The organism is Agromyces sp. S2-1-8 (assembly GCF_021129215.1).
Classification (GTDB): Bacteria; Actinomycetota; Actinomycetes; order Actinomycetales; family Microbacteriaceae; genus Agromyces; species Agromyces chromiiresistens.
The window spans coordinates 278501-298923 of the sequence record NZ_JAJOLP010000001.1 but is presented as its reverse complement, the minus strand read 5'-3'; the positions used below and the strand labels follow the sequence as shown (position 1 = coordinate 298923).

The 20423-nt window shown below is 69.8% G+C and carries 25 protein-coding genes, 1 tRNA gene and 1 pseudogene; 20 read left to right on the top strand and 7 right to left on the bottom strand.

Annotated elements, in window-relative coordinates:
- Positions 1 to 60: 60 nt before the first annotated feature.
- The 3 genes from LR269_RS01375 to LR269_RS01365 are packed head-to-tail and all read right to left on the bottom strand — an operon-like array spanning position 61 to position 2239.
- Positions 61 to 1041 (bottom strand): DNA topoisomerase IB, encoded by a 981-nt coding sequence (locus LR269_RS01375; protein ID WP_231428917.1) that lies wholly within the window; start codon positions 1039 to 1041, stop codon positions 61 to 63.
- A gap of 24 nt (positions 1042 to 1065) precedes the next feature.
- Positions 1066 to 1332, bottom strand: a complete 267-nt coding sequence (locus LR269_RS01370; RefSeq protein ID WP_231428916.1) for a Rho termination factor N-terminal domain-containing protein — start codon at positions 1330 to 1332, stop codon at positions 1066 to 1068.
- Between the two features lie 25 nt (positions 1333 to 1357).
- Entirely contained in the window at positions 1358 to 2239 is an 882-nt protein-coding gene (locus LR269_RS01365; RefSeq protein WP_231428915.1) for an SDR family oxidoreductase, read from the bottom strand.
- A gap of 150 nt (positions 2240 to 2389) precedes the next feature.
- Between LR269_RS01365 and LR269_RS01360 the strand changes: the two are divergent.
- Positions 2390 to 2695: pseudogene (locus LR269_RS01360) on the top strand (hypothetical protein); the annotation flags it as partial.
- Between the two features lie 178 nt (positions 2696 to 2873).
- Here the strand turns inward: LR269_RS01360 and LR269_RS01355 are convergent.
- Positions 2874 to 3425 (bottom strand): SRPBCC family protein, encoded by a 552-nt coding sequence (locus tag LR269_RS01355; RefSeq protein ID WP_308191602.1) that lies wholly within the window; start codon positions 3423 to 3425, stop codon positions 2874 to 2876.
- A gap of 182 nt (positions 3426 to 3607) precedes the next feature.
- Here LR269_RS01355 and LR269_RS01350 point away from each other — a divergent pair, with 182 nt between their 5' ends.
- Positions 3608 to 3820: a hypothetical protein gene (locus tag LR269_RS01350; protein WP_231428914.1), complete on the top strand. Its 213-nt coding sequence runs from the start codon at positions 3608 to 3610 to the stop codon at positions 3818 to 3820.
- A gap of 15 nt (positions 3821 to 3835) precedes the next feature.
- Here the strand turns inward: LR269_RS01350 and LR269_RS01345 are convergent, their stop codons facing one another.
- Both LR269_RS01345 and LR269_RS01340 read right to left on the bottom strand, forming a co-directional pair.
- Entirely contained in the window at positions 3836 to 4159 is a 324-nt protein-coding gene (locus tag LR269_RS01345) for an ATP-dependent DNA ligase (RefSeq protein ID WP_231428913.1), read from the bottom strand.
- A 41-nt stretch (positions 4160 to 4200) separates the two neighbouring features.
- On the bottom strand, positions 4201 to 4914 hold the full coding sequence (locus LR269_RS01340; RefSeq protein ID WP_231428912.1) for a DUF6766 family protein: 714 nt from the start codon (positions 4912 to 4914) through the stop codon (positions 4201 to 4203).
- 122 nt (positions 4915 to 5036) lie between these two features.
- On the opposite strand from LR269_RS01340, the gene LR269_RS01335 reads away from it, so the two are divergent.
- From LR269_RS01335 to LR269_RS01310, 6 genes are all read left to right on the top strand, one after another.
- Complete coding sequence (locus tag LR269_RS01335) at positions 5037 to 6056, top strand: LacI family DNA-binding transcriptional regulator (RefSeq protein WP_231428911.1); 1020 nt, start codon at positions 5037 to 5039, stop codon at positions 6054 to 6056.
- 247 nt (positions 6057 to 6303) lie between these two features.
- Positions 6304 to 7977: a glycoside hydrolase family 13 protein gene (locus LR269_RS01330; protein WP_231432198.1), complete on the top strand. Its 1674-nt coding sequence runs from the start codon at positions 6304 to 6306 to the stop codon at positions 7975 to 7977.
- A 71-nt stretch (positions 7978 to 8048) separates the two neighbouring features.
- Complete coding sequence (locus LR269_RS01325) at positions 8049 to 9410, top strand: ABC transporter substrate-binding protein (protein WP_231428910.1); 1362 nt, start codon at positions 8049 to 8051, stop codon at positions 9408 to 9410.
- 5 nt (positions 9411 to 9415) lie between these two features.
- The gene (locus tag LR269_RS01320) at positions 9416 to 10393 is read left to right on the top strand and encodes a carbohydrate ABC transporter permease (RefSeq protein WP_231432197.1); all 978 of its coding nucleotides are present in this window, start codon (positions 9416 to 9418) and stop codon (positions 10391 to 10393) included.
- 68 nt (positions 10394 to 10461) lie between these two features.
- Positions 10462 to 11373 carry a carbohydrate ABC transporter permease gene (locus LR269_RS01315; RefSeq protein ID WP_231432196.1) on the top strand — a complete coding sequence of 304 codons (912 nt, stop codon included), beginning with the start codon at positions 10462 to 10464 and terminating at the stop codon, positions 11371 to 11373.
- 379 nt (positions 11374 to 11752) lie between these two features.
- A tRNA-Arg gene (locus LR269_RS01310) sits at positions 11753 to 11828 on the top strand.
- On the opposite strand, the gene LR269_RS19080 is transcribed toward LR269_RS01310, so the two are convergent.
- The gene (locus tag LR269_RS19080; RefSeq protein ID WP_374201155.1) at positions 11791 to 12066 is read right to left on the bottom strand and encodes a helix-turn-helix domain-containing protein; all 276 of its coding nucleotides are present in this window, start codon (positions 12064 to 12066) and stop codon (positions 11791 to 11793) included. The two genes, LR269_RS01310 and LR269_RS19080, sit on opposite strands and share 38 nt — an antisense overlap.
- Before the next feature lie 360 nt (positions 12067 to 12426).
- On the opposite strand from LR269_RS19080, the gene LR269_RS01305 reads away from it, so the two are divergent.
- The 12 genes from LR269_RS01305 (at position 12427) to LR269_RS01250 (ending at position 20416) form a co-directional block, all read left to right on the top strand.
- Positions 12427 to 13134 carry a hypothetical protein gene (locus LR269_RS01305; protein WP_231428909.1) on the top strand — a complete coding sequence of 236 codons (708 nt, stop codon included), beginning with the start codon at positions 12427 to 12429 and terminating at the stop codon, positions 13132 to 13134.
- A complete protein-coding gene (locus LR269_RS01300) occupies positions 13131 to 13463 on the top strand; it encodes a hypothetical protein (RefSeq protein WP_231428908.1) in 333 nt (110 codons plus the stop codon). The genes LR269_RS01305 and LR269_RS01300 overlap by 4 nt, the downstream gene beginning before the upstream one ends.
- Positions 13460 to 13762, top strand: coding sequence for a hypothetical protein (locus LR269_RS01295; RefSeq protein ID WP_231428907.1), 303 nt, complete (start codon positions 13460 to 13462; stop codon positions 13760 to 13762). Before LR269_RS01300 ends, LR269_RS01295 begins: the two co-directional genes overlap by 4 nt.
- 73 nt (positions 13763 to 13835) lie before the next feature.
- Entirely contained in the window at positions 13836 to 14240 is a 405-nt protein-coding gene (locus LR269_RS01290; RefSeq protein WP_231428906.1) for a hypothetical protein, read from the top strand.
- Positions 14237 to 14488: an HNH endonuclease gene (locus LR269_RS01285; protein ID WP_231428905.1), complete on the top strand. Its 252-nt coding sequence runs from the start codon at positions 14237 to 14239 to the stop codon at positions 14486 to 14488. Before LR269_RS01290 ends, LR269_RS01285 begins: the two co-directional genes overlap by 4 nt.
- Positions 14489 to 14510: 22 nt before the next feature.
- Entirely contained in the window at positions 14511 to 14975 is a 465-nt protein-coding gene (locus tag LR269_RS01280; RefSeq protein WP_231428904.1) for a hypothetical protein, read from the top strand.
- Positions 14976 to 15077: 102 nt separating this feature from the next.
- Positions 15078 to 15416, top strand: coding sequence for a hypothetical protein (locus LR269_RS01275; protein WP_231428903.1), 339 nt, complete (start codon positions 15078 to 15080; stop codon positions 15414 to 15416).
- Positions 15413 to 16906 carry a terminase large subunit domain-containing protein gene (locus LR269_RS01270; RefSeq protein WP_231428902.1) on the top strand — a complete coding sequence of 498 codons (1494 nt, stop codon included), beginning with the start codon at positions 15413 to 15415 and terminating at the stop codon, positions 16904 to 16906. Before LR269_RS01275 ends, LR269_RS01270 begins: the two co-directional genes overlap by 4 nt.
- A gap of 70 nt (positions 16907 to 16976) precedes the next feature.
- The gene (locus LR269_RS01265; protein WP_231428901.1) at positions 16977 to 18149 is read left to right on the top strand and encodes a phage portal protein; all 1173 of its coding nucleotides are present in this window, start codon (positions 16977 to 16979) and stop codon (positions 18147 to 18149) included.
- Complete coding sequence (locus LR269_RS01260; protein ID WP_231428900.1) at positions 18142 to 19740, top strand: HK97 family phage prohead protease; 1599 nt, start codon at positions 18142 to 18144, stop codon at positions 19738 to 19740. The genes LR269_RS01265 and LR269_RS01260 overlap by 8 nt, the downstream gene beginning before the upstream one ends.
- Positions 19740 to 20042 carry a hypothetical protein gene (locus tag LR269_RS01255; protein ID WP_231428899.1) on the top strand — a complete coding sequence of 101 codons (303 nt, stop codon included), beginning with the start codon at positions 19740 to 19742 and terminating at the stop codon, positions 20040 to 20042. The genes LR269_RS01260 and LR269_RS01255 overlap by 1 nt, the downstream gene beginning before the upstream one ends.
- Complete coding sequence (locus tag LR269_RS01250; RefSeq protein ID WP_231428898.1) at positions 20039 to 20416, top strand: hypothetical protein; 378 nt, start codon at positions 20039 to 20041, stop codon at positions 20414 to 20416. Before LR269_RS01255 ends, LR269_RS01250 begins: the two co-directional genes overlap by 4 nt.
- Positions 20417 to 20423 lie beyond the last annotated feature (7 nt).

Here is a 20423-nt window from a genome sequence, read left to right as displayed (position 1 = left end):
AGGACACCTTCTGGCGACTCGCGCCGGTCGCGGGCGGCGACCTCGCGGCGCGCGCCGAGCTCACCCGGCGAACGCGGAGCCGTCGAGCAGGTCGAGCAGGCGGCGCTCGCGATCACGACCGGATGCCACGACGGCGCCCCGTTCGTACGCCTCGACGATGCGCGGGTCGACGTAGCTCGCACGCGCGATGGCCGGCGTGTTGCCGAGCGCCCGCGAGGCCTCCTCGATCGCGTCGCGCACCGAGGCGGCCCGTGCCCGTGCGCTCGTCGCGGGCCCGAGCGCGGCGAGGTGCTCGGCGGCGACGAGCGTGCCGCGCAGCGTGCGGAAGTCCTTCGCCGTGAACTCGCCGCCGGTGCGAGCGCGGATGTCGTCGTTCACGTCGGAGGGTGAGGCGGCGCGCATCGTGCGGCCGTCCGCCCACGCGTACAGCCGCGCCGCCGCCGAGCGCTCTCCGGCCTCGCCGACGAACCGGGCCAGCCCGGCGTCGGCGACCCGGAGCTCCTGTGCGATGCCGCCCTTCGCGCGGAACCGGAAGCGCACGGTCTCGGCCGTCTCGAGGGCGGCGTTGCGCACGAGGAGCGTCGTGAGGCCGCGATTGCGGAAGCCCGCGAGCGACTCCTCGGAGCCGATCCGGATCCCGCCCAGGTCGAGCGTCGTGAACGCGGCCGCGAGCACGCGGGCACGAGGCATCCCCTCGGTCGCGAGGTCGCCGCGCGCACTGCGGCGTGCCGTCGGCAGCACCCGCGCGAGCTCGGCCATGCGCTGGAACTTCTCGGCGTCCTGCCGCTCGCGCCACGCCGGGTGGTAGAGGTACTGGCGGCGGCCCGCGGCGTCGACGCCGACGGCGAGGATGTGCGCGTTCGCGGCGTCGGCGATCCACACCTCGTTCCATGCCGGCGGAACGGCGAGGTCGGCGATCCGCGCACGCTCCGCGCGTCCGGCGGCACCGCCGTCGGTGTGGACGTAGCTGAAGCCGCGCCCCCGTCTCACCCTGGTGTACCCGGGTGAGACGTAGGGCTCGACCCGCTTGAGGCGCGGCATCCCCGGCGCACCAGGCCGGCGCGCTCAGTGGTTGCGCAGGGCCGAGATGAGCTCGGACTTGCGCTTGTCGCTGTAGCCGTGCAGGCCGAGTTCCTTCGCGCGGCGCTTCAGCTCGTCGACCGTCCACTCCTCGTAGTCGCCGTGCTGGCCTCCCTTGCGGCCGACCGCGCTGCGCCCCTGCTTGGCCGCCGCGTTCGAGATGCGCGCGGCCTTCTCCTTCGAGGCGCCGTCCTCGCGGAGTTCCTCGTAGAGCTCGGGATCCTTGAGCGATGAGTTCCTGCGTCCGGGCATCGTCCTCTCCTTCCTCCCCGCCTGCTCAGAGCGGGCGTCCGCCGGTGACCGGCACGATCGCGCCCGAGGTGTACGACGCCTCGTCGGAGGCGAGGTACACGTAGGCGCCGGCGAGCTCGGCCGGCTGGCCGGCCCGGCCGATGGGCGTGTTCTTGCCGAAGCCGGGAAGCTTGTCGGGCCATCCCGTCGCGGGGATGAGCGGGGTCCAGACCGGTCCCGGCGCCACGGCGTTGACCCGGATGCCTCGTGGACCGAGTTCTTCCGCGAGGGCGTAGGTGAACGCCACGAGCGCCGCCTTCGTCATCGCGTAGTCGACGATCGCGGGCGACGGATCGGAGGCCTGGATCGAGGCGGTCGTGATGATGCTCGAGCCCGGATCCATCCGCGGCACCGCGGCGCGCGCGAGGTAGACGGGGGCGAACAGGTTCACGCGCATCACGTCTTCGAAGTCGTCGCTCGGCACCCCCTCGATGCCGCCGCGATCGCGCTGGTGCGCGGCGTTGAGCACGAGCAGGTCGATCCCTCCGAACGCCTGCTCGACCTGTTCGATGAGCTTCACGCAGTACGCCTCGTCGCGGAGATCGCCGGGCAGCAGCAGTGGGTCGCTGCCGGCGTCCGAGATCCAGACGCCCGTCTCGTCGGCGTCGGCCTGCTCCTCGGGCAGGTAGGCGATCGCGACCCTCGCACCCTCGCGGGCGAAGGCGATGGCGACGGCGCGCCCGATGCCCGAGTCGCCGCCCGTGATGAGGGCGCGGCGGCCCTCGAGCCGGCCGCTCCCGCGGTAGCTCTGCTCGCCGTGGTCGGGCAGCGGGGCCATCGCCCCGGTGAGGCCGGGCGGTTCCTGCTCCTGCCGCGGGAACCGGTCGGTCGTGTGCTTCGTCGTCGGGTCGATGAGCTGGTCAGACATCTCGCCTCCTTCGATCCACGCAACCGTAGGCAGAGCGACGGGTGCGACGGCAGGGGATTGACATGCGGGGCTTCGCACGTGTGGGATGTGCGCAGGCCGCTCGTCCCGACTCCGGGCCCCCAGTGCGGCGGAGAGGAATACGGTGATCCTGTGGGCACTCTCTACTACGGCGACTCGGGTACCCCGATCGGCATCGAAGACCGCGCGCTCGCGCATCTGAAGGTCGCGATCATCACGAAGCTGCGCCGCGGTGAGAGCTTCACGCTCTCATGGCGGCATGCCGACGAGCAGCCGCGGGGTCGCAGCACGCTGTGGCTGCACGCGTCGATCCCGCTGCGATTCGTGTTCGACGAGCCCGAGCCGCCTGAACTGAGTCGCAAGTGGATCGAGGACCTCATGCGATCGGCGAACACCACGGGTGGCATTCTGCTGATTCCCGAGCATCTCGACACCGACCCGATCGAGACCATCGCGGAGCAACCGGTGCAGGTCGGCGTCGACGTGCAGGAGATCGCGGGCGGCGACGGCGGCGACGAGGCGGGTTCCGCGCGCAAGGACGCACCCGTCGCTCCGGTTCCGGGGTCGTGACCGGCCGCCGGTCGGAGCAACGCGCGCCGTCGCCCGGCTGACGCGCTCAGGTGACGATGTCGGGATCGGCGCCGCTGACGCCGTCGTCACCGGTTCGCCGGGGCGACCGGCCGGGTACGTATCCGCCGTCGCTCGTCGCCTCGCCCCCGTGGACCTCGCCGCGCCACGCGCCGGTCTCGCTTCCGCGTCGCTCGACGAACTCCTTGAAGCGGCGGAGGTCGTTCTTGACCTGCAGGTCGTCGATCTGCAGCACGGCGCCGGCATGCTCGACGAAGCCCTCCGGCTCCCACTCGAGCTCGAGGTCGACGCGCGTGCGATCCGCCCCCTCGGGCGTGAACTCGACGCGCCCGCGGTGCACCACCTCGCCTGAGCTCCGCCACGCGACGTGGTCGTCGGGCACCTGGTCGCCGATCTCGGCGTCGAACTCGCGGCGCACCCCGCCGATCGAGACCACCCAGTGGGTGAGCTCGTCGTCGAGCTGGGTGATCGACTCGACGCCGGTCATGAACTCGGGAAAGGACTCGAACTGCGTCCACTGGTCGTAGGCGACCCGGATGGGAACCTCCACCTCGGTCGTCGCCGTCACGGTCGTCGTCATGGTCGTTCCTCCGTTCCACTGCGTTCGCCGGGCGCCGATGGGAGCCCGGCAGGCATCGCGTGCCTCGTCGAGCACGTTAGGCGGGGCCCCGCCGAGCGGCGAGGGGCTTGCCGCTCGGCGTCGGTGCTGGTAGACGGGAACCAGGGCACGCATCCGGTGCGGGTCCGCGGAGGTGATGGCGTATGGAAGGCCATGACGAGGGCCTGCCGGCGATCGAACGCTGGTGGCCGCATCTCTCCATCAGGGCGCGGCATCGCGTGCTCGACGACCTCACCGGCCCGCTCGACGAACTGGTCGTCGCGGAGATCGTGGCCATCACCGGGGCGTCCGCGCCCGACCGCCTCACCGAGGCGGAGCAGCGGTTCGTGCTGACGCAGATCGAGGCGGTCGACTGAGCCTCGGCCGGCCGCTCACTCGCCGTCGAACTCTTCGTTCTCCTCGGGCTCGGGAACGTTCTGGAGACCCGCGGTGCTGTTCGCCGAGAGGAGCATCTGCTCGACCCAGAGCCGGTTGAGCTTCGGGGGCCGGTTGCCGCTGAACACGAACTGCAGCGGGATCGACTCGTTCAGCCAGAGCGTCGTGCGCCCGCTGCCGTTGGCGATGCCGTGCTCCCAGGTCATCGCGAAGCTCTCGGAGCGGCGCAGCTTGTTGATGATCGCGATGCGCAGGTGGGCGAGGGTGCGGTCGTCGATGTCGAGCTCGCGGTTCGACGAGTTGTAGATGAGCTTGCCCATGCTCGAACTCTAGTCCCGCGGCAGGGTGCGAGGGGAGGGGCTCAGGCGCCGGTCTCGTGGTGCGGAGTCGCGACCGGCTTCGACTCGGGCGAGCCGCGCTGACGCAGCAGCACCGACGCCCCGACGATCGCGGCGACGGCGAGGAACTCGCTCTGCCAGTTCTGCATCGACTCGAACCAGAACTGGGCGGTGCCGAGGTACTCCCAGGCCGTCACGCCGGGCAGGCCGTGCAGCGCCTGCTCCTCGGAGTACGCCTCGGCACCGCCGACGGCGTGCAGCACGAACGACAGCCCGAAGAGCACGAAGAAGAAGATCGCCAACGAGTTCTCGTACAGCACGAGCACGAACCCGCCACGGCGCACGGGCCACGGGGTGTCCGGCCCGACGGTCGCGTCGCGGGGGTCCTCGTCCTGCGGGGTCTTCTTGCCGAGCGGCTTCGACTCGCTCGACCCCTTCTGGAACAGGAAGACCGTGAGCACGACGTAGGCGCCCATCTGCAGGAACTCCGACTCCCAGTTCTCGAAGGTCGCCTCGACGAACTGCCCGGAGCCCAGGTACTCGAAGAGGCCGACCGCGCTCGCGCCGTGATCGAGCCGCTCCTCGTTGGCGACCTGGAACCCGCTGGCGGCCATGCCCGCCATGCAGAGGACGAAGACGGCGAGGCACACGATGATCAGGGCGTGCTCGTGCAGCCAGCGCACCGCTCGCCGCTCGCCGGGTTTCGCGGCGGGCGCCTCGGTCGCGTCCTTCGTCATGCCGACCCCCTCGGCTCGATGCTGCCGTCGTGCCGGGCGCGCGGGCAAGGGGTTGACGAGGCATCCCCTAGCGCCTCGAGATCTTGTCGAGTTCTTGCAAGCATTCGCGTAGCATTGCCGCCATGTCGAGAAGGCTCGCGGACGTCGCACGCAAGGTCGGAGTCAGCGAGGCGACCGTGAGCCGCGTGCTCAACGGCAAGCCGGGTGTCTCGCCGTCGACGCGCGACGCGGTGCTCACGGCGCTCGACGTGCTCGGCTACGAGCGCCCGACGAAGCTGCGCGGCGAGCGGGCCCGCCTCGTCGGGCTCGTCATGCCCGAACTGCAGAACCCGATCTTCCCCGCGCTCGCCGAGGTGATCGGCGGCGGGCTCGCGCAGAACGGCTTCACCCCGGTGCTCTGCATCCAGACGGCGGGCGGCATCTCCGAGTCCGACTACGTCGAGCTGCTGCTGCACCAGCAGGTGTCGGGCGTCATCTTCGCGGGCGGCGCGTACGCCCAGGCCGACGTGAACCACGACCACTACGAGCGGTTGCGCGAGCTCAAGCTGCCGACGGTGCTCGTGAACGCGCCGATCGACGGCATCGGCTTCGCGACCGTGTCGTGCGACGACGCCGTCTCGACCGAGCAGGCGCTCGGCCACCTCGCACAGCTCGGCCACGAGCGGATCGGGCTGCTGCTCGGGCCGAGCGACCATGTGCCGTCGCGGCGCAAGCTCGCGGCCGCGCTCGCGACGGCCGAGCGGCTCGGCGTCGACCTGCCCGATGATCGCATCGTGCACTCGTTCTACTCGCTCGAGTCGGGGCAGACCGCGGCCGCGAAGCTGCTCGCGGCAGGGGTCACCGGCATCGTCTGCGCGAGCGACCCGATGGCGCTCGGTGCGGTGCGGGCCGCCCGGCGGGCCGGGCTGCGCGTGCCCGAGGACGTGTCGGTGATCGGCTTCGACGACTCGGCGCTCATGAACTGCACCGAGCCGCCGCTCACGACGGTGCGCCAGCCGATCGAGTCGATGGGCAAGATGATCATCGAGCTGCTCATGCGGCAGATGTCGAGCGAGCGCACGATCGGCGACGAGGTCTTCTTCGCGCCCGAGCTCGTGGTGCGCGGGTCGACGGCGCCGGCGCCGGCGCGGTCGGTCGGGTAGCGCGAACCGCGTATCGAGACCACCGCTCCGCGCGCCGCTGGTCTCGATACGGCGCCGCGCGCCCACTCGACCGACCTGTTCGTGCAAACGACTGCCGCAAGTCGACGCAAGCTGTCGCAAATCTGTGCTCGATTGTTGAATAGTTGCATCATTCTGTTGCTCTCATTACGTTGAGGCGCATCGACGCCGGCGTCTCCCACGGTCCGGCGCGAAGCCCGCCCGACTCGAGGAGAACGACCGCGTGACCATGCCACTCACCGCCGCCGGAACCGTGCCGCCCGCCCTCGCGCACGATCCGCTCTGGTGGCGCAGTGCCGTCATCTACCAGGTGTACGTGCGCAGCTTCGCCGACTCCGACGGCGACGGCACGGGCGACCTGCGCGGCGTGCTGAGCCGGCTCGACTACCTCGCCGACCTCGGCGTCGACGCCCTGTGGTTCAACCCCTGGTACCCGTCGCCCCTCGCCGACGGCGGCTACGACGTGGCCGACTACCGCGACATCCACCCCGCCTTCGGCACGCTCGCCGACGCCGAGCGCCTCATCACCGCGGCCGCCGAGCGCGGCATCCGCACGATCATCGACATCGTCCCGAACCACGTGAGCTCGAGGCATCCCTGGTTCGAGGCCGCCCTCGCGGCCGGTCCCGGCAGCCCCGAGCGCGAGCGCTTCTGGTTCCACCCGGGCAAGGGCCCGAACGGCGACGAGATGCCGACCCGCTGGGTCTCGAACTTCCAGGGCGACACGTGGACCCGCACGGTGAACCCCGACGGCACGCCGGGGGAGTGGTACCTGCACCTCTTCACCCCCGAGCAGCCCGACCTCAACTGGAACCACCCCGACGTGCGCGCCGAGCACGAGGAGATCCTGCGGTTCTGGTTCGACCGCGGCGTCGCCGGCGTGCGCATCGACTCGGCGGGCCTGCTCATCAAGGACCCGGAGCTCCGCGAGGTCCCCGAGACGGTCGCGCCGGGGCAGCACCCCACCGAGGATCGCGACGAGGTGCACGAGGTCTACCGCTCGTGGCGGCGCATCGCCGACTCGTACGACGGCACGCGCGTGCTGGTCGGCGAGGTCTGGGTGCCGGACGCCGCCCGCTTCGCGGCCTACCTGCGTCCCGACGAGATGCACACGGCGTTCAACTTCGACTTCATGTCGCGGCCGTGGGCGGCGGGTGAGCTCCGCGCCTCGATCGACCTCATGCTCGCCGCGCACGCGCCCGTCGGCGCCCCGAGCACCTGGGTGCTGTCGAACCACGACGTGACCCGGCCGGTCACCCGGTACGGCCGCGACGACTCGTCGTTCGCCTTCGCGAAGAAGCGCTTCGGCACCCCCACCGACGTCGAGCTCGGCACGCGCCGGGCCCGGGCCGCGGCCCTGCTCACGGCGGCGCTGCCCGGCTCGCTCTACCTCTACCAGGGCGACGAGCTCGGACTGCCCGAGGTCGAGCTGCCGCGCGACGTGCTCGAAGACCCGATGCACTACCGCTCGGGCGGCGTCGACCCCGGACGCGACGGATGCCGCGTGCCGCTGCCCTGGCGGGGCACGACGGCGCCGTTCGGGTTCGGCCCCGACGGGGCCGCACCGTGGCTGCCGCAGCCCGACGAGTGGGCGTCGCTCACCGTGCAGGCCCAGCAGGCCGACCCGTCGTCGATGCTCTGGCTCTACCGCCAGGCGCTGGCGCTCCGCAAGCGGGAGGCCGCCCTCGGCGACGGGCCCATGACGTGGATCGACGCGGGCGCCGACGTGCTCTGCTTCCGCCGAGGCGACGACCTCGTCTCGATCACGAACCTCGGGCGGGCGGCCGTCGCGCTGCCCGACCACGAGAGCATCCTGCTCGCGAGCTCGCCGCTCGAGGCGGGCCTGCTCCCCGCCGATGCGACGGCCTGGCTGCGCGTCGCGCCGGCGCCGAGGCATCCCTGAACCGCACCATCGCACCACCCCGGAACCGCACCATCCGCACCACCCAGCACAGCACCGAAAGGAACAGGACAATGAAGTCATCACGCAGCATCGCGATCGCGGGGCTCACCGCCCTCGTGGTCGCCGGCTCGCTCGCCGCCTGCAGCGCCGATGCGGGCGGCGACGACGGCAAGCTCGAACTGCGCGTCGCCACCTTCCCGCCCGGCGCCGACCAGGCCGCCTACGACGCCTTCGCCGAGCAGGAGAAGCAGTTCGAGAAGGCGAACCCCGACATCGACGTCGTCGGCCTCGAGTACGAATGGACGGCGCCGACCTTCGCCGCCCAGCTGGCGGGCGGCAGCCTGCCCGATGTGTTCACCGTGCCCTTCACCGACACGAAGACGCTGCTCGAGAACGGCCAGTTGATGGACGTGACCGACGAGCTGCAGGAGCTCGGGTACTCCGACAAGTTCAACCCGATCATCCTCGACGAGGTCACCGGCGGCGACGACCGGATCTACGGCTTCCCGCGGCAGGCGTACGCCAACGGCCTGCACTACAACCGCGACCTGTTCGAGCAGGCCGGGCTCGACCCCGACAACCCGCCGACCACGTGGGACGAGGTGCGCGCAGCCGCGAAGACCATCGCCGAGAAGACCGGCAAGGCCGGGTACGCGACGATGGCGGCCGGCAACACCGGCGGCTGGCAGCTCTCGGTGCAGGCCGACTCGCGCGGCGCGTCGCTGCAGCAGGCCAACGACGACGGCAGCTACACGTCGACCATCGACAACGACGCGACGAAGGCGACGCTCGAGTACCTGCACGACCTCCGCTGGGAGGATGACTCGATGGGGTCGACCTTCGACCTCGACTGGGGCAGCATCAACCAGGAGTTCGCCGCCGGCAACCTCGGCATGTACACCTCGGGCTCCGACGTCTACACGGCGCTCGTGCGCGACTTCGGCATGAGCCCCGACATCTACGGCCTCACCGTGATCCCGACGGAGAACGGCGGCGGCGTGCTCGGCGGCGGCGACATCGCGGTCATGCCGCCGACGCTCGACGACGACATCAAGGCCGCGGCGGTCAAGTGGATCGACTGGTACTACATGCAGAAGCTCCTGAACGAGGACGCGGCGGTCGCCGACGCGAAGGCGCTGTCGGAGTCGGACCAGGCGGTCGGCACCCCGGTGCTGCCCGTGCTCGACAAGGAGACCTACCTCGAGTCGCAGGAGTGGATCGCCCCCTACGTCAACGTTCCGCTCGACCAGATGACGGGCTTCACCGAGGGCATCTTCGAGCAGACGCCGGTGGGTGAGTTCAAGGGGCAGACTCAGCCGATCTACGCCCTCATGGACAACCTCGTGCAGGCCGTGCTGACCGATGAGAACGCCGACATCGACGCGCTGCTGAAGCAGGTCGACGTCGACGCGCAGGCCCTGCTCGACCAGTGACCACGATGATCGAACGGGATGCCGCGGCGGAGGCCCTGCCGCGGCATCCCGGGCCCTCGAAGCCGAGTGCGGCGGCGCGCCGCCGTCGCCGCACTCCGGTCACCTGGGTGCGCCGCGGCGGGCTGTGGAACCTCGCGTTCCTCGCGCCCATGCTCGTCGTGTTCGGGGTCTTCAGCTGGGGCCCGATCGCGCAGGCGGTCGTCATGAGCTTCCAGAAGACGAACCTGATCACGCCGCCCGTGTGGGTCGGGCTCGACAACTTCGCACGTGTGCTGAGCGACCCGAACCTCGGCACCGCGGTGCTCAACACGCTGTACTTCGCCGGTCTCGCGCTCGTGTTCGGGTTCCCGCTGCCGATCCTCATGGCGGTGCTGATGAGCGAGGTCCGCCGCGGCAAGGGCCTGTACAGCGCCCTGGCCTACCTGCCCGTCGTCGTGCCGCCCGTCGTCGCGGTGCTGCTCTGGAAGGTGTTCTACAACGCGAGCCCCGACGGGGTCTTCAACACCGTGCTCGGCTGGGTCGGGATCCCGCCCCAGCCGTGGCTGCAGTCGTCGGTGACGGCGATGCCGTCGCTCGTCATCGAGGCGACGTGGGCCGCCGCCGGCGGGTCGATCATCATCTACCTCGCGGCGCTCATCGCGGTGCCGCCCGAGCTCTACGACGCCGCCGAGGTCGACGGCGCCGGCATCTGGCGCAAGATCTGGCACGTCACGCTGCCGCAGCTGCGCGGCATCCTCTTCATCATGCTGATCCTGCAGGTCATCGGCACCGCGCAGGTCTTCCTCGAGCCGTACCTGTTCACGGGCGGCGGACCGAACAACTCGACCCTCACCGTGCTGCTGCTGATCTACCGCTACGCCTTCCAGAACAGCCTCGGCGGCGACTACGGGGAGGCGACCGCGCTGAGCCTCATGCTCGCGGTCTTCCTGGGCCTGCTGAGCTGGCTCTACTTCAAGCTGACCGACCGTTGGAGCACGAATTGACCACCGCGCAGGGCACGGCCCCCGCCACGACGGCGGATTCCATCACGCTGCGCGCACGCCTGTCGCGGATGACGCGGCGCGGCCGGGGTGCCCAGGAGGACGGGGGCGACCGGGGCATCGTCTCCGAGCACGAACGGGGGCGCGGCGGCGTCCGCGCGTCGATGGGCGCGATCCACGTGTTCCTCTTCGCCGGGCTCGTCGTCGCCGGGCTCGGCCCGCTCCTGTGGCTCGCCAAGGCGGCCGTCACGCCCACGCAGGACACGCTCACCCAGCCGTTCGCCCTCTGGCCGAACGGCATCGACTGGGCGAACCTCGAGCAGGCGTGGAACGACATCCACATCGACCAGTACTTCCTCAACACGATCTGGGTGGCGGCCGGATCGTGGTTCTTCCAGCTGCTGATCGCGACGACGGCCGGCTACGCGCTGTCGATCCTGCGGCCGAAGTACGCGCCGGTGCTGAACGCGCTCGTGCTCGCGACGCTGTTCATCCCCGCGGTCGTGCTGCTCGTGCCGCTGTACCTGACGATCCTGCACCCGCCGCTCATCGACACGTCGCTGCTCAACACGTACTGGGCGGTGTGGCTGCCGGCCGCGGCGAACGCGTTCAACATCCTGCTCGTGAAGCGGTTCTTCGACGGGCTGCCGCGCGAGGTGTTCGAGGCGGCCCGCACTGACGGCGCGGGGCCCTTCCGGGTGTTCTGGTCGATCGTGCTGCCGATGTCGAAGCCCATCCTCGGCGTCGTCTCCGTGTTCGCGGTGATCGCCGCCTGGAAGGACTTCCTCTGGCCGCTGCTCGTGCTGCCCGATCCCGCGGTGCAGCCCCTGTCGGTGCGCCTGCCGGCGGTGCAGTCGCAGACCGAGCTCGACGTGTTCCTCGCGGCGCTCGCGATCTCGACGCTCATCCCCGTCGCGCTGTTCCTCGTGTTCCAGCGGCTGTTCCTCCGCGGCGCCGGTCTCGGCGGCGCCGTCAAGGGCTAGGGGATGGCCGTGGCCGTGCCCGTGGCCGTGCCCGTGCCGGTGCCCGTGCCCGTGCCCGTGCCCGTGCCGGCTCGGACGCCGGGCGATTCGGGTGCCTCGGTGCCCTCGCCGCGGCATCCGAATCGTCTCGAGGCCCGAATGTAGGAACTTCTGCCGAAGCGGCGGCGTGTCGCCGCCTCGGCGCGGGGTGTCGCACGATTCTTCCTACCGTCGCGACCGTCGCGACCGTCGCGACCGTCGCGACCGTCGCGCGCGAATCGGTCGAGGCGGCGGTGGGATGCCTCGGGGCCCGCGCGACCCTCGATTGGCGAACCGACGCGGCTTGGGTTAGAGTTACGTGGTTGCCTGATCGCGAAGCCTGCGGCAGGCGGCATCTGATGCGCCCGTAGCTCAATGGATAGAGCATCTGACTACGGATCAGAAGGTTGGGGGTTCGAGTCCCTCCGGGCGCACCAAGCTAGCGGCCTCGTCTTCGGACGGGGCCGCTTTCGCGTTAACCAGCTCGGGCCGACCTTCGTCGCCCCAAACGAGCCAGTCGATCGACCGGCCCGTCACGACTGCCCATTCCGCGAGCACGCTCATCGGCGGCTCGCTCACGCCACGCTCATAGGCGCTGATCGTGTTACGACTCTTGCCGACCCTCGCCGCCATGTCGATCTGATCCACCCCGGCGAAAAGCCGAGCCCGCGCCATGCGATCCGCTGCCCCCGACAGTCTGAGTGTGTCCACCATTCGCCCTCTCTACGTGCCGCTTGAATTCCCGCCGGATGGGCCGTGGCTCAGTTGAGCCGACTCGCGTGACCCATCCGCAGGTACACCGCCCGCCGAGATCCACGTCGCCGGTATTGCGAGCCCGGCCTTCGTAGGTGCCTGCGGGAACGCCGCCGATCCTGAAGATCGTCAGTTCGTGCTCCATGCCTGAAGCATAGCGATCGGTGCACAGAAAACGCGACACGCCGCACGAATTGACGCGGGATTGTGAGTCGTTCACGTTCTACTGACAGGCATGCACAGAAAACCATGCACAGGTGTGGATGACTTGGGGATAACCCAATGACGCGCGAGCCGCGTCTCATCCGTCGTCGTGCGCGGTATGAGCGGAACTTCACCCAGATCGCGAATTCGTGGCTGCGCGACGACAAGCTGAGCTACCGCGCCCGAGGCGTCCTCTCGGCCGTCTGGTCGCACGATGACGGCTGGAGCATCACCCTCCAGAATCTCGCGTCAGAGTCGCCTCGCGAGGGCATCGACGCGATCCGCACCGCCGTCGAAGAACTCGAAGCAGTCGGCTACCTGCGACGCATCCCGATCAGGGGTGTCGGCTCGCAGTTCCTCGGCCACGACTGGGAGATCTCAGACCCGCATGACCTCGGCGACGTGCCCCTATTCGGAGCCGCGTTGGATGATCCAACGCGGCCTGTGGATAACCGCGACGCCGCATCGGATGATCCAACGCGGACCGCATCGGATGATCCAACGCCTATAAGAACACCAGTTAAAACACTCTCTAAGACTTCCCAAGGTGACCACCGAGCGAAGTCGGAGGCGCAGAGCGCCCGGCCCTCTGGCGCTGACTTCGTCATCGCGACGTCGGCTCGCGCTGCGGCCGATTCCCTGCGCGCCGTGACGTGTCCGAACCGTCGCGGCAAGCCTCACGTTTTCGAAGCCAGCGGCTATTGCCGCACATGCGGCACCCGCCGCCCCGACGAGGGCGACGGTTCGCCCCTCGTCGTCAACACCACGACAGGAGAAGTCGCATGAACACCCAGCCCACCATCTGCGCATCGGAGCTGCCGCACGTCGGCGTCAAGTGCGAGCTGCACGCCGGCCATGCCGGCTATCACCAATTCACGCTGCCCAGAGCGACCCGACCGGCAACGCTGCCAATGCCCGGCATCGATCTCGACGAGCTGGCCGGCCTGCTCGACGTCCCGGTCGAGATGCTGCGCCCGACCGGCGTCATCATGCACCAGCGTCGCCGCTTCCGCGATACCGCAGCCGCTCAGGTGCTTACCATCGTCGGCCTCGTGCTGGCCGCCGCGTGCATCGCCGCTGGCGCGGCGTGGCTGATGACGGTGGTCGTGCGATGAGCGACATCGAGGTCGAGGCGCCTACCAGCGAGCCCGCCGAGCCCGTCGAGCCGGCTACGCCCGAGCGACCCGAGTACGCGACCGTCGCGGTCTACTCCGATCTGCTCCAGCTCGCGAACGACATGCACGAGCGCGCCGACGAGATCGGCCTACTCGATCCCGACGCGATTCTGCTGCGCCTGTCCGCCTCGCAGACGGTCACGGCCGCGAACCTCGTGCAGGCCGGCAACTGGGACGCCGACGCCGGCGCCGCGTGGGTCGAGGCCGGCCGCGCCGCGATCGAACGGACGCGCTCGTGACGATCCTGCTCGCCCTCATCATCGGCGCCATGTTCGGCCTCGGCGTCGCCCTGCTCATCACGGAGGACTGACCATGACCGAACCGACCGCGCCGCTCGTCACCGTCGACTCGTCAGACGTGTCTCACGTCGTCGCGTGCTCGATCTGCCACGCCTCGTGGGTCTTCCTCTCGCGAGCGTTCGCCGACGAGGCTGCGCAAGCGCATCGCTTGATCGAGCGCGAGCGAGCCCTGCCGCGATGCACCGTCGTCGGCTGCGGCCGGTACGGCGTCATCCGCGGCATGTGCCGGCCGCACTACGACGCCGCCCGGTACGACGCGCAGCGCGCCGGCCGGCAGCTCGCCCCGGTGTCGACGCCGGTCGTGCGCGAGGGCGCCGAGCCGTGCGCCCAGGGCGATTGCTCGTCGACGGCCGTGTCGCGCGGTCTGTGCCGGAAGCACTACGACGCGGCCCGCTACCGCGATCGGAAGTCGGCGTGAGCAAGCAGTCGAGTCGGGGCGCAGCGTGGGACGCGCTGCGCCTCGAAGTGCTGGAGCGCGACGAGTACGTGTGCCAGTACTGCGGCGGCGAGGCCACCGAGGCCGATCACATCATCCCGAAGGATGCCGGCGGGCGCGACGAGCTCGACAACCTGCTCGCCGCCTGCAAGCCCTGCAACTCGTCCAAGAGCAACAAGATCGGCGGGCGAATCAACTGGTTCAACCGCCGCTGGCTCGCCCACCTGTAACCCACCACGAAAGGAACCCGCCATGCCCAACCTGACCAGCCCCGACAACCTGCCCTATCCCGCCGGCGGCGACGAGGCCGCACCGCTCGACCAGTGGATCGAGGATCTCGCGAACGCGGTGCAGGCAGCCGTCACCGCGCGGTTCGCCGATACTGGCTGGGTCGACTGCCCGCTACGTCCCGGCATCACCATGCAGGGCAGCCGCCCGATTCAGGTACGCAAGCTGTTCAACAAGCTCGTGCTCATCGACTGGGGTGTCGCGGGCGCCGGCCTCGCAGCCAGCACCGGCGTCAACGTCGCCGACGTACCGGTCGACTTCCGCCCGACGTCCGGCACGAAGTACATCAACGTCGTGTCCAGCTCCACGGCATCGACGGGTGGCGGCGGACGCTGGCAGATCGACGGAAACGGCGTGATCCTGCTCACGCCGCCGGCCACGACGGGCGGCTACTACCTGTTCCCGACTGGCGCCAGCTACATGCGCTGATCCGGCGACCCGTTTTTCTGGCTGACCAGCCGGACACCCCCCGCCCAGTTCCGATTTTCACGCACGGTCTCAAACATTTCGACCCCGGAAGGAAACCCCTGAATGAGCGCCGAATCCGACCCGATCGAAGCCACGATCGAGGCCCAGATTTCAGCCGATCTCGACGAGAAGCGTCGGGATGCTCCGAACGACAGCTTTGTCGCGGCCGTCGACGAGTTCGAGCGCGCCAGCCCGTGGCTCGGCCCCGAGCACAAGCCGTCACTCGTCACGCTGCGCCAGCTCGCCCGCCAGCTCGACATCAAGCTCACGGCCGCGATTGCCGCGCAGTTCGGTGTCACGTTCCGAGACCTCCGAGCGCAGGGCCAGCCGGCGCCGCCGGCCGGCCCTACCGGCGCCGCCGCCTCGGTCTCGTCGATCCTCGACGAGGCTCGCAGCTCGTGACGCTCATCGCCCCGGCCGCGCCGGCATCCGAGCGCCCGCTTTGGATGCCGGCACGGTTCTCGCTGCCGCTCGGCATCAGCCCCGACGATGGGTTCGACTGGGTCGCGAATCCGACCTTCCCGTCGCATGGTGACTGGCTGCTGCGCCTCGTCGACATGGTTTGGAGGCTGCCCGACGGGTCGCCGATCCAGCTCGACATCTGGCAGCGGTGGCTCATCCGCGCGATCCTTGAGGTTTACCCCGAGGGCCACCCGCGCGCCGGCGAGCTGCGATACCGACAGGTGCTCGTGAGCGTGAGCCGCCAGAACGGCAAGAGCGTGCTCGGCGCGATCTTCGGCCTGTACGGGCTCGTGCGCGAGGCCGGCGCCCTCGTCATCGGCGTCGCCTCGTCGGCCGAACAGGCCCGCATCATCTACAGCCGGCTACTGCTCGTCATCCGCGGCAACGCCGAGCTGGCGCTACAGTTCGCCCGCCTCACCGACACCCGCGGCATCCAGTCCCACGACGGCGGGCGCTACGAGATCAAGCCGTCGAAGTCCGCCGCCGTGCAGGGGCTCGACCTCACGGTCGGGCTCGTCGACGAGCTGCACATCACCAAGCGCGAGCTGTGGTCGGACATGGTCAACGGCACCGCCGCCCGCCGCAACGGCATCGTCATCGGATTCACCACCGCCGGCGACGAGACAAGCCTGCTGCTGCTCGACCTGTACAAGACCGCCGAAGCAGCGCCCGAGCGGTTCGGATTCTTCATCTGGGAAGCACCCGAGGCACGAGTGCCGGCCGATGACGAGACCCTCGGCCAGTACCTCATCGCGGCCTCGCCCGGCCTCGCCTGCGGCCGGCTCGATCTCGCGACCGCGATCAGCGACGTGCGCGGCATGCCCGACGCCGACGTCGTGCGCTACCGGCTCAACCGCTTCACGACCTCGACGAGCGCATTCATGCCGCTCGAACTCTGGCGCTCCCGCCGGCGCGAGCCCGACGAGCTGTTCCCCGCCGGCCGGCCGATCTTCACCGTCGACCGAACGCCCGACTGGGGATTCGCATCGATCACCGCGACGATCAAGGTCGGCGAGATCACACACGCCGAGCTGGTCGCCTCGATCGTCAAGCCAAACCTCGACCAGCTCGTCGCCGTCTGCCTCGACCTCTCCCGCCACGACCCGCGCCTGTATGCCATGGACAACTACGCGCTGAAGTCGCTCGCCGACGAGCTGAAGCGGCGCGGACTGCCGGTCATGGCAGCCACCCAGGGCGACGTGTTCAACGCGTCCGAGATGTTCTATGCGAAGGTCGCCGCCGGCGAGATCCGACACGCCGGCGACCCGCTGCTAGACGTGCAGGTGCCGCGCACCGTGCGAAAGGACACCGGCGGGCGATTCCGGATCTCGAAGGCCGACAGTTCGGTCGAGATCGACGCCGTTATGGGCCACGCGATCGGCACTCTCGCCGTCGAGATCCAGCCCGACGACGAGCTGCCGCTGTTCTGACGCCGGCCATGTGAACTTTTGGAAAGCCCAAACTGCCTGTCGTTCACACGACGAAAGGCAGGAACGGCGAATGGGGCGCTTCCTCGACGCACTGCTCGGCCCGGTCATCCCCGAGCCGAACACTGGTCATGCACGCGCCGAGGAAGCGCCCGAGTCGCCGGCTCCGACCGGCCTGACCGCGCCGGCCCGCACTGCGACCGACCGCAACGTCGCCGCCGGCGAGGCGCTCGGTATCTCGATGGTCTACCGAGCCGTGCAGATCCACGCCGTGTCGGGCAAGCAGATCTCACTCATCGCCGAGGCGAACGGCAAGCCGCTCACCCGGCAGCCGCAGCTCGTGCGCCAGCCCGACGTCAAGATCTCCCGGTCGGCGTTCCTTGAACAGACGATCGTCGCCCTCGCCTCGCAGGGCAACGCGTACTGGCGCAAGACCGTCGAGGCAGGCGTCGTCAAGAACGTCGCGAACCTCAACCCGCTCGACGTCACCCCGAACACGAACGCCGCCGGCGAGATCGTGAGCTACGGCTACCGGGGCCGCGACGAGGCATTCACGACGAGCGAGATCCAGCACTTGAGCTTGCTCCGCGTGCCCGGCTCGCCCAAGGGGCTCGGGCCGATCCAAGCCGCGCAGATCGAGCTGCGCGGCGCCCTCGACCTGCGCGACTACTCGTCGAACTGGTTCGAGGAAGGCGGACAGCCGACCGGGCTGCTCAAGAGCGACCAGCCGATCAACCGCGATCAGGCCGCGCAGGCGAAGGAGACGTGGAACGACACCGCCGGCGCCAAGAACGGCGTCGCGGTGCTCGGCGCCGGCCTCGACTACAAGCCCGTCTACCTCTCGCCGGCTGACGCGCAATTCCTCGAGTCCCAGCAGTTCACGGTCACCCAGATCGCCCGCCTGTTCGGCGTGCCGGCCTCGCTCATGCTCGCAGCCGTCGAGGGCAACAGCCAGACCTACGCGAACGTCGAACAGGACTGGCTCGGCTATGTCCGGTTCTCGCTCATGGCCTACCTCGTCGAGATCGAAGACGCATTTAGCCAGATCCTGCCGCGCGGCACCGAAGCCCGATTCAACGTCGAGGCGCTGCTGCGCGCGGACACCACGACCCGGTACACCGCGCACAAGATCGCGCGCGAAGCCGGCTTCCTCACGGTCAACGAGATCCGCGCGATCGAGAACCTCGAACCCCTCGACGGCGGCGACGAGCTGACCCCGACCAAGAAGGAGACCCCGAATGCCTGACCTTGACCGGCTGCTGGCCGAGCACTGCACACGCGAACTGGAGATCCGCTCGGCCGACGTCGACCGCCGCGAGATCACCGGCATCGCCGTGCCGTGGAACCAGCGAGCCGACATCGGCGGCTGGTTCACCGAAGAGTTCGAGCGCGGCGCCGTGCAGGACTCGGACGGCGCCCTGTACCTCTACCGCCACGACGAGCCGATCGGCCGCGTCACCAAGCACCGCGACACCGACGCCGGCTGGGAGATCACCGCCGTCGTGTCGGCCACCCGCGCCGGCGACGACGCGCTGACCCTCGCCCGCGACGGCGTCGTCACGAAGCACTCGGTCGGGTTCCGATTCGACCAGTACGAGGTCGACGAATCCGGCGACATCCCGCACGTCACGCACAAGCGCGTGCAGGTGCACGAGGTCTCGCTGGTGCCGTTCCCCGCCTACGACGGCGCCGACGTGACCGACGTGCGCCACGCCCTCGACCGACCCACCGCCACCCAACCGAAGGAGAACAACATGGATCCCGAGCTGGAGCAGCTCCGCGCCGACGTCGACGACACGCGCGACACCGTCGAGGAGCTGGAACGCCGATTCGCGGTCGGCCTGAACCGCGACCCCGACCCCGTCGCCGACACCCGCTCGGCTGGCGAGTGGCTCCGCGCGATCGTGACCGGCGACGCCGACACGATCCGCGAGTACGAGCAGCTCGTCGAGCGTGCCTATGCCGGTGGCACGTCGGCTGACGGTATCCTCACCCCGCAGTATGTCGGTGACACGATCCGCCTGATCGAGGCGCCGAACATGCTCGGCCAGATCTTCAGCACCGCCCCGCTGCCGAGCAAGGGCATGAAGCTGGAGTACGGCGTGCTGGAGTCCGACAACGTCGACGTCGCCGAGCAGCTCGCCGAGGGCGAAGACCTCACGAGCGGCAAGATCGTGCTCGACGTCGATCACGCCGACATCAAGACCTACGGCGGCTACGTCGAGCTGACCCGGCAGAAGATCGAGCGCACGACCAATGTCAACGTGCTCAACCTGCACCTTCGGGCGCTCGGCCTCCGCGCGGCCCGCCGCAAGGCGACCGTGCTGCGGGCTCACTACGCCGCCGCCGTCGCCGCGCAGGCTGCGCTCGGTGAGTTCGTCGACGTGACCGACCCGACCAAGTACGTCGACTGGGTCGCCGGCATCGTCGACGCCGCCGAGATCTATCAGGATCTCGGCCTGCCGCTCGACGCGCTCGTCGCCGACAAGACCGTGTTCAAGGCCCTCGCGAGCCTCACCAGCACGGACGGCCGGCCGCTCATGAGCATCACCGGCACCGGCGTCAACACCGTCGGCACGATCGCCCCGAAGGCGCTCGGCGGCAACCTCGCGAGCGTCGAGGTGCGCGTCAACCTCAAGCAGGCCGCGCCCGGCGCCGCGTTCGTCAACGGCGAGGCGATCCGCCAGTACAACAGCCCGATCGTGGAGCTGGCCGACGAGAACATCGTCAACCTGTCCAAGCGGTTCGGCCTGTACTACTACGGCTCGCTCGCAACCGAGATCCCCGCCGCGATCGTGCCGATCAGCCTGGCCGGCTCCATCCCCGACGTGCCGTGATGACCGAGGCCGACCTCAAGGCGTTCGTCGGCGCCAGCGACACCGACGACGATTTCGTCTCGCAGTGCTGGGACGCGGCATCCGCCCTCGTCACCCAGTACGTGGGCACGAACACTGTGCCCGCCGACATCGTCGACCGGGCGACCCTTGAGGTCGGCTCCGAGCTGTTCCACCGCCGGCAGGCGCCGAACGGGCTCGCCCAGTTCGCCGCCCCGGACGGCACGCCGGTACGCCGGCCGCGCGACCCCATGGTCGCCGGCCGGCCGATCCTCGCGCCCTACCTGCCGCTGGGGTTCGCATGAGCGTGCTGCACGACGAACGGGCCGCGATCGTCGCGGCCGTGACTGCCGCCGGCACGCCGGCCCACGACCACCTGCCCGGACGGCTCGTGCCGCCCTGCGCGCTCGTCATCGCCGGCAGCCCGTACATCGAGCACCGCCCCGACGACCCGGTCGGCACCTACACCGCCCGGTTCGACGTGCAGCTCGTCGAGCGAGCCGCCGCGAACGACGTCGCGACCAAGAGCCTCGACGACCGGATCGAGGCCGTCGCCGAAGCGCTCATCGCGGCCGGGTTCGGCCTCGACAGCGTCGACGAACCGTTCGTCTACAAGACCCAGAACGCGGCCCTACTCGCCGCGATCGTCACCGTCACAACCTCGATCAACCTCAAGTAAAGGAAGG

Coding starts and splice junctions, on each gene's coding strand:
- LR269_RS01375 (WP_231428917.1), bottom strand. CDS start 1,041: ATGCCGCGCCTCAAGCGGGTCGAGCCCTACGTCTCACCCGGGTACACC.
- LR269_RS01370 (WP_231428916.1), bottom strand. CDS start 1,332: ATGCCCGGACGCAGGAACTCATCGCTCAAGGATCCCGAGCTCTACGAG.
- LR269_RS01365 (WP_231428915.1), bottom strand. CDS start 2,239: ATGTCTGACCAGCTCATCGACCCGACGACGAAGCACACGACCGACCGG.
- LR269_RS01355 (WP_308191602.1), bottom strand. CDS start 3,425: ATGACGACGACCGTGACGGCGACGACCGAGGTGGAGGTTCCCATCCGG.
- LR269_RS01350 (WP_231428914.1), top strand. CDS start 3,608: ATGGAAGGCCATGACGAGGGCCTGCCGGCGATCGAACGCTGGTGGCCG.
- LR269_RS01345 (WP_231428913.1), bottom strand. CDS start 4,159: ATGGGCAAGCTCATCTACAACTCGTCGAACCGCGAGCTCGACATCGAC.
- LR269_RS01340 (WP_231428912.1), bottom strand. CDS start 4,914: ATGACGAAGGACGCGACCGAGGCGCCCGCCGCGAAACCCGGCGAGCGG.
- LR269_RS01335 (WP_231428911.1), top strand. CDS start 5,037: ATGTCGAGAAGGCTCGCGGACGTCGCACGCAAGGTCGGAGTCAGCGAG.
- LR269_RS01330 (WP_231432198.1), top strand. CDS start 6,304: ATGCCACTCACCGCCGCCGGAACCGTGCCGCCCGCCCTCGCGCACGAT.
- LR269_RS01325 (WP_231428910.1), top strand. CDS start 8,049: ATGAAGTCATCACGCAGCATCGCGATCGCGGGGCTCACCGCCCTCGTG.
- LR269_RS01320 (WP_231432197.1), top strand. CDS start 9,416: ATGATCGAACGGGATGCCGCGGCGGAGGCCCTGCCGCGGCATCCCGGG.
- LR269_RS01315 (WP_231432196.1), top strand. CDS start 10,462: ATGACGCGGCGCGGCCGGGGTGCCCAGGAGGACGGGGGCGACCGGGGC.
- LR269_RS19080 (WP_374201155.1), bottom strand. CDS start 12,066: ATGGCGCGGGCTCGGCTTTTCGCCGGGGTGGATCAGATCGACATGGCG.
- LR269_RS01305 (WP_231428909.1), top strand. CDS start 12,427: ATGACGCGCGAGCCGCGTCTCATCCGTCGTCGTGCGCGGTATGAGCGG.
- LR269_RS01300 (WP_231428908.1), top strand. CDS start 13,131: ATGAACACCCAGCCCACCATCTGCGCATCGGAGCTGCCGCACGTCGGC.
- LR269_RS01295 (WP_231428907.1), top strand. CDS start 13,460: ATGAGCGACATCGAGGTCGAGGCGCCTACCAGCGAGCCCGCCGAGCCC.
- LR269_RS01290 (WP_231428906.1), top strand. CDS start 13,836: ATGACCGAACCGACCGCGCCGCTCGTCACCGTCGACTCGTCAGACGTG.
- LR269_RS01280 (WP_231428904.1), top strand. CDS start 14,511: ATGCCCAACCTGACCAGCCCCGACAACCTGCCCTATCCCGCCGGCGGC.
- LR269_RS01275 (WP_231428903.1), top strand. CDS start 15,078: ATGAGCGCCGAATCCGACCCGATCGAAGCCACGATCGAGGCCCAGATT.
- LR269_RS01265 (WP_231428901.1), top strand. CDS start 16,977: ATGGGGCGCTTCCTCGACGCACTGCTCGGCCCGGTCATCCCCGAGCCG.
- LR269_RS01260 (WP_231428900.1), top strand. CDS start 18,142: ATGCCTGACCTTGACCGGCTGCTGGCCGAGCACTGCACACGCGAACTG.
- LR269_RS01255 (WP_231428899.1), top strand. CDS start 19,740: ATGACCGAGGCCGACCTCAAGGCGTTCGTCGGCGCCAGCGACACCGAC.
- LR269_RS01250 (WP_231428898.1), top strand. CDS start 20,039: ATGAGCGTGCTGCACGACGAACGGGCCGCGATCGTCGCGGCCGTGACT.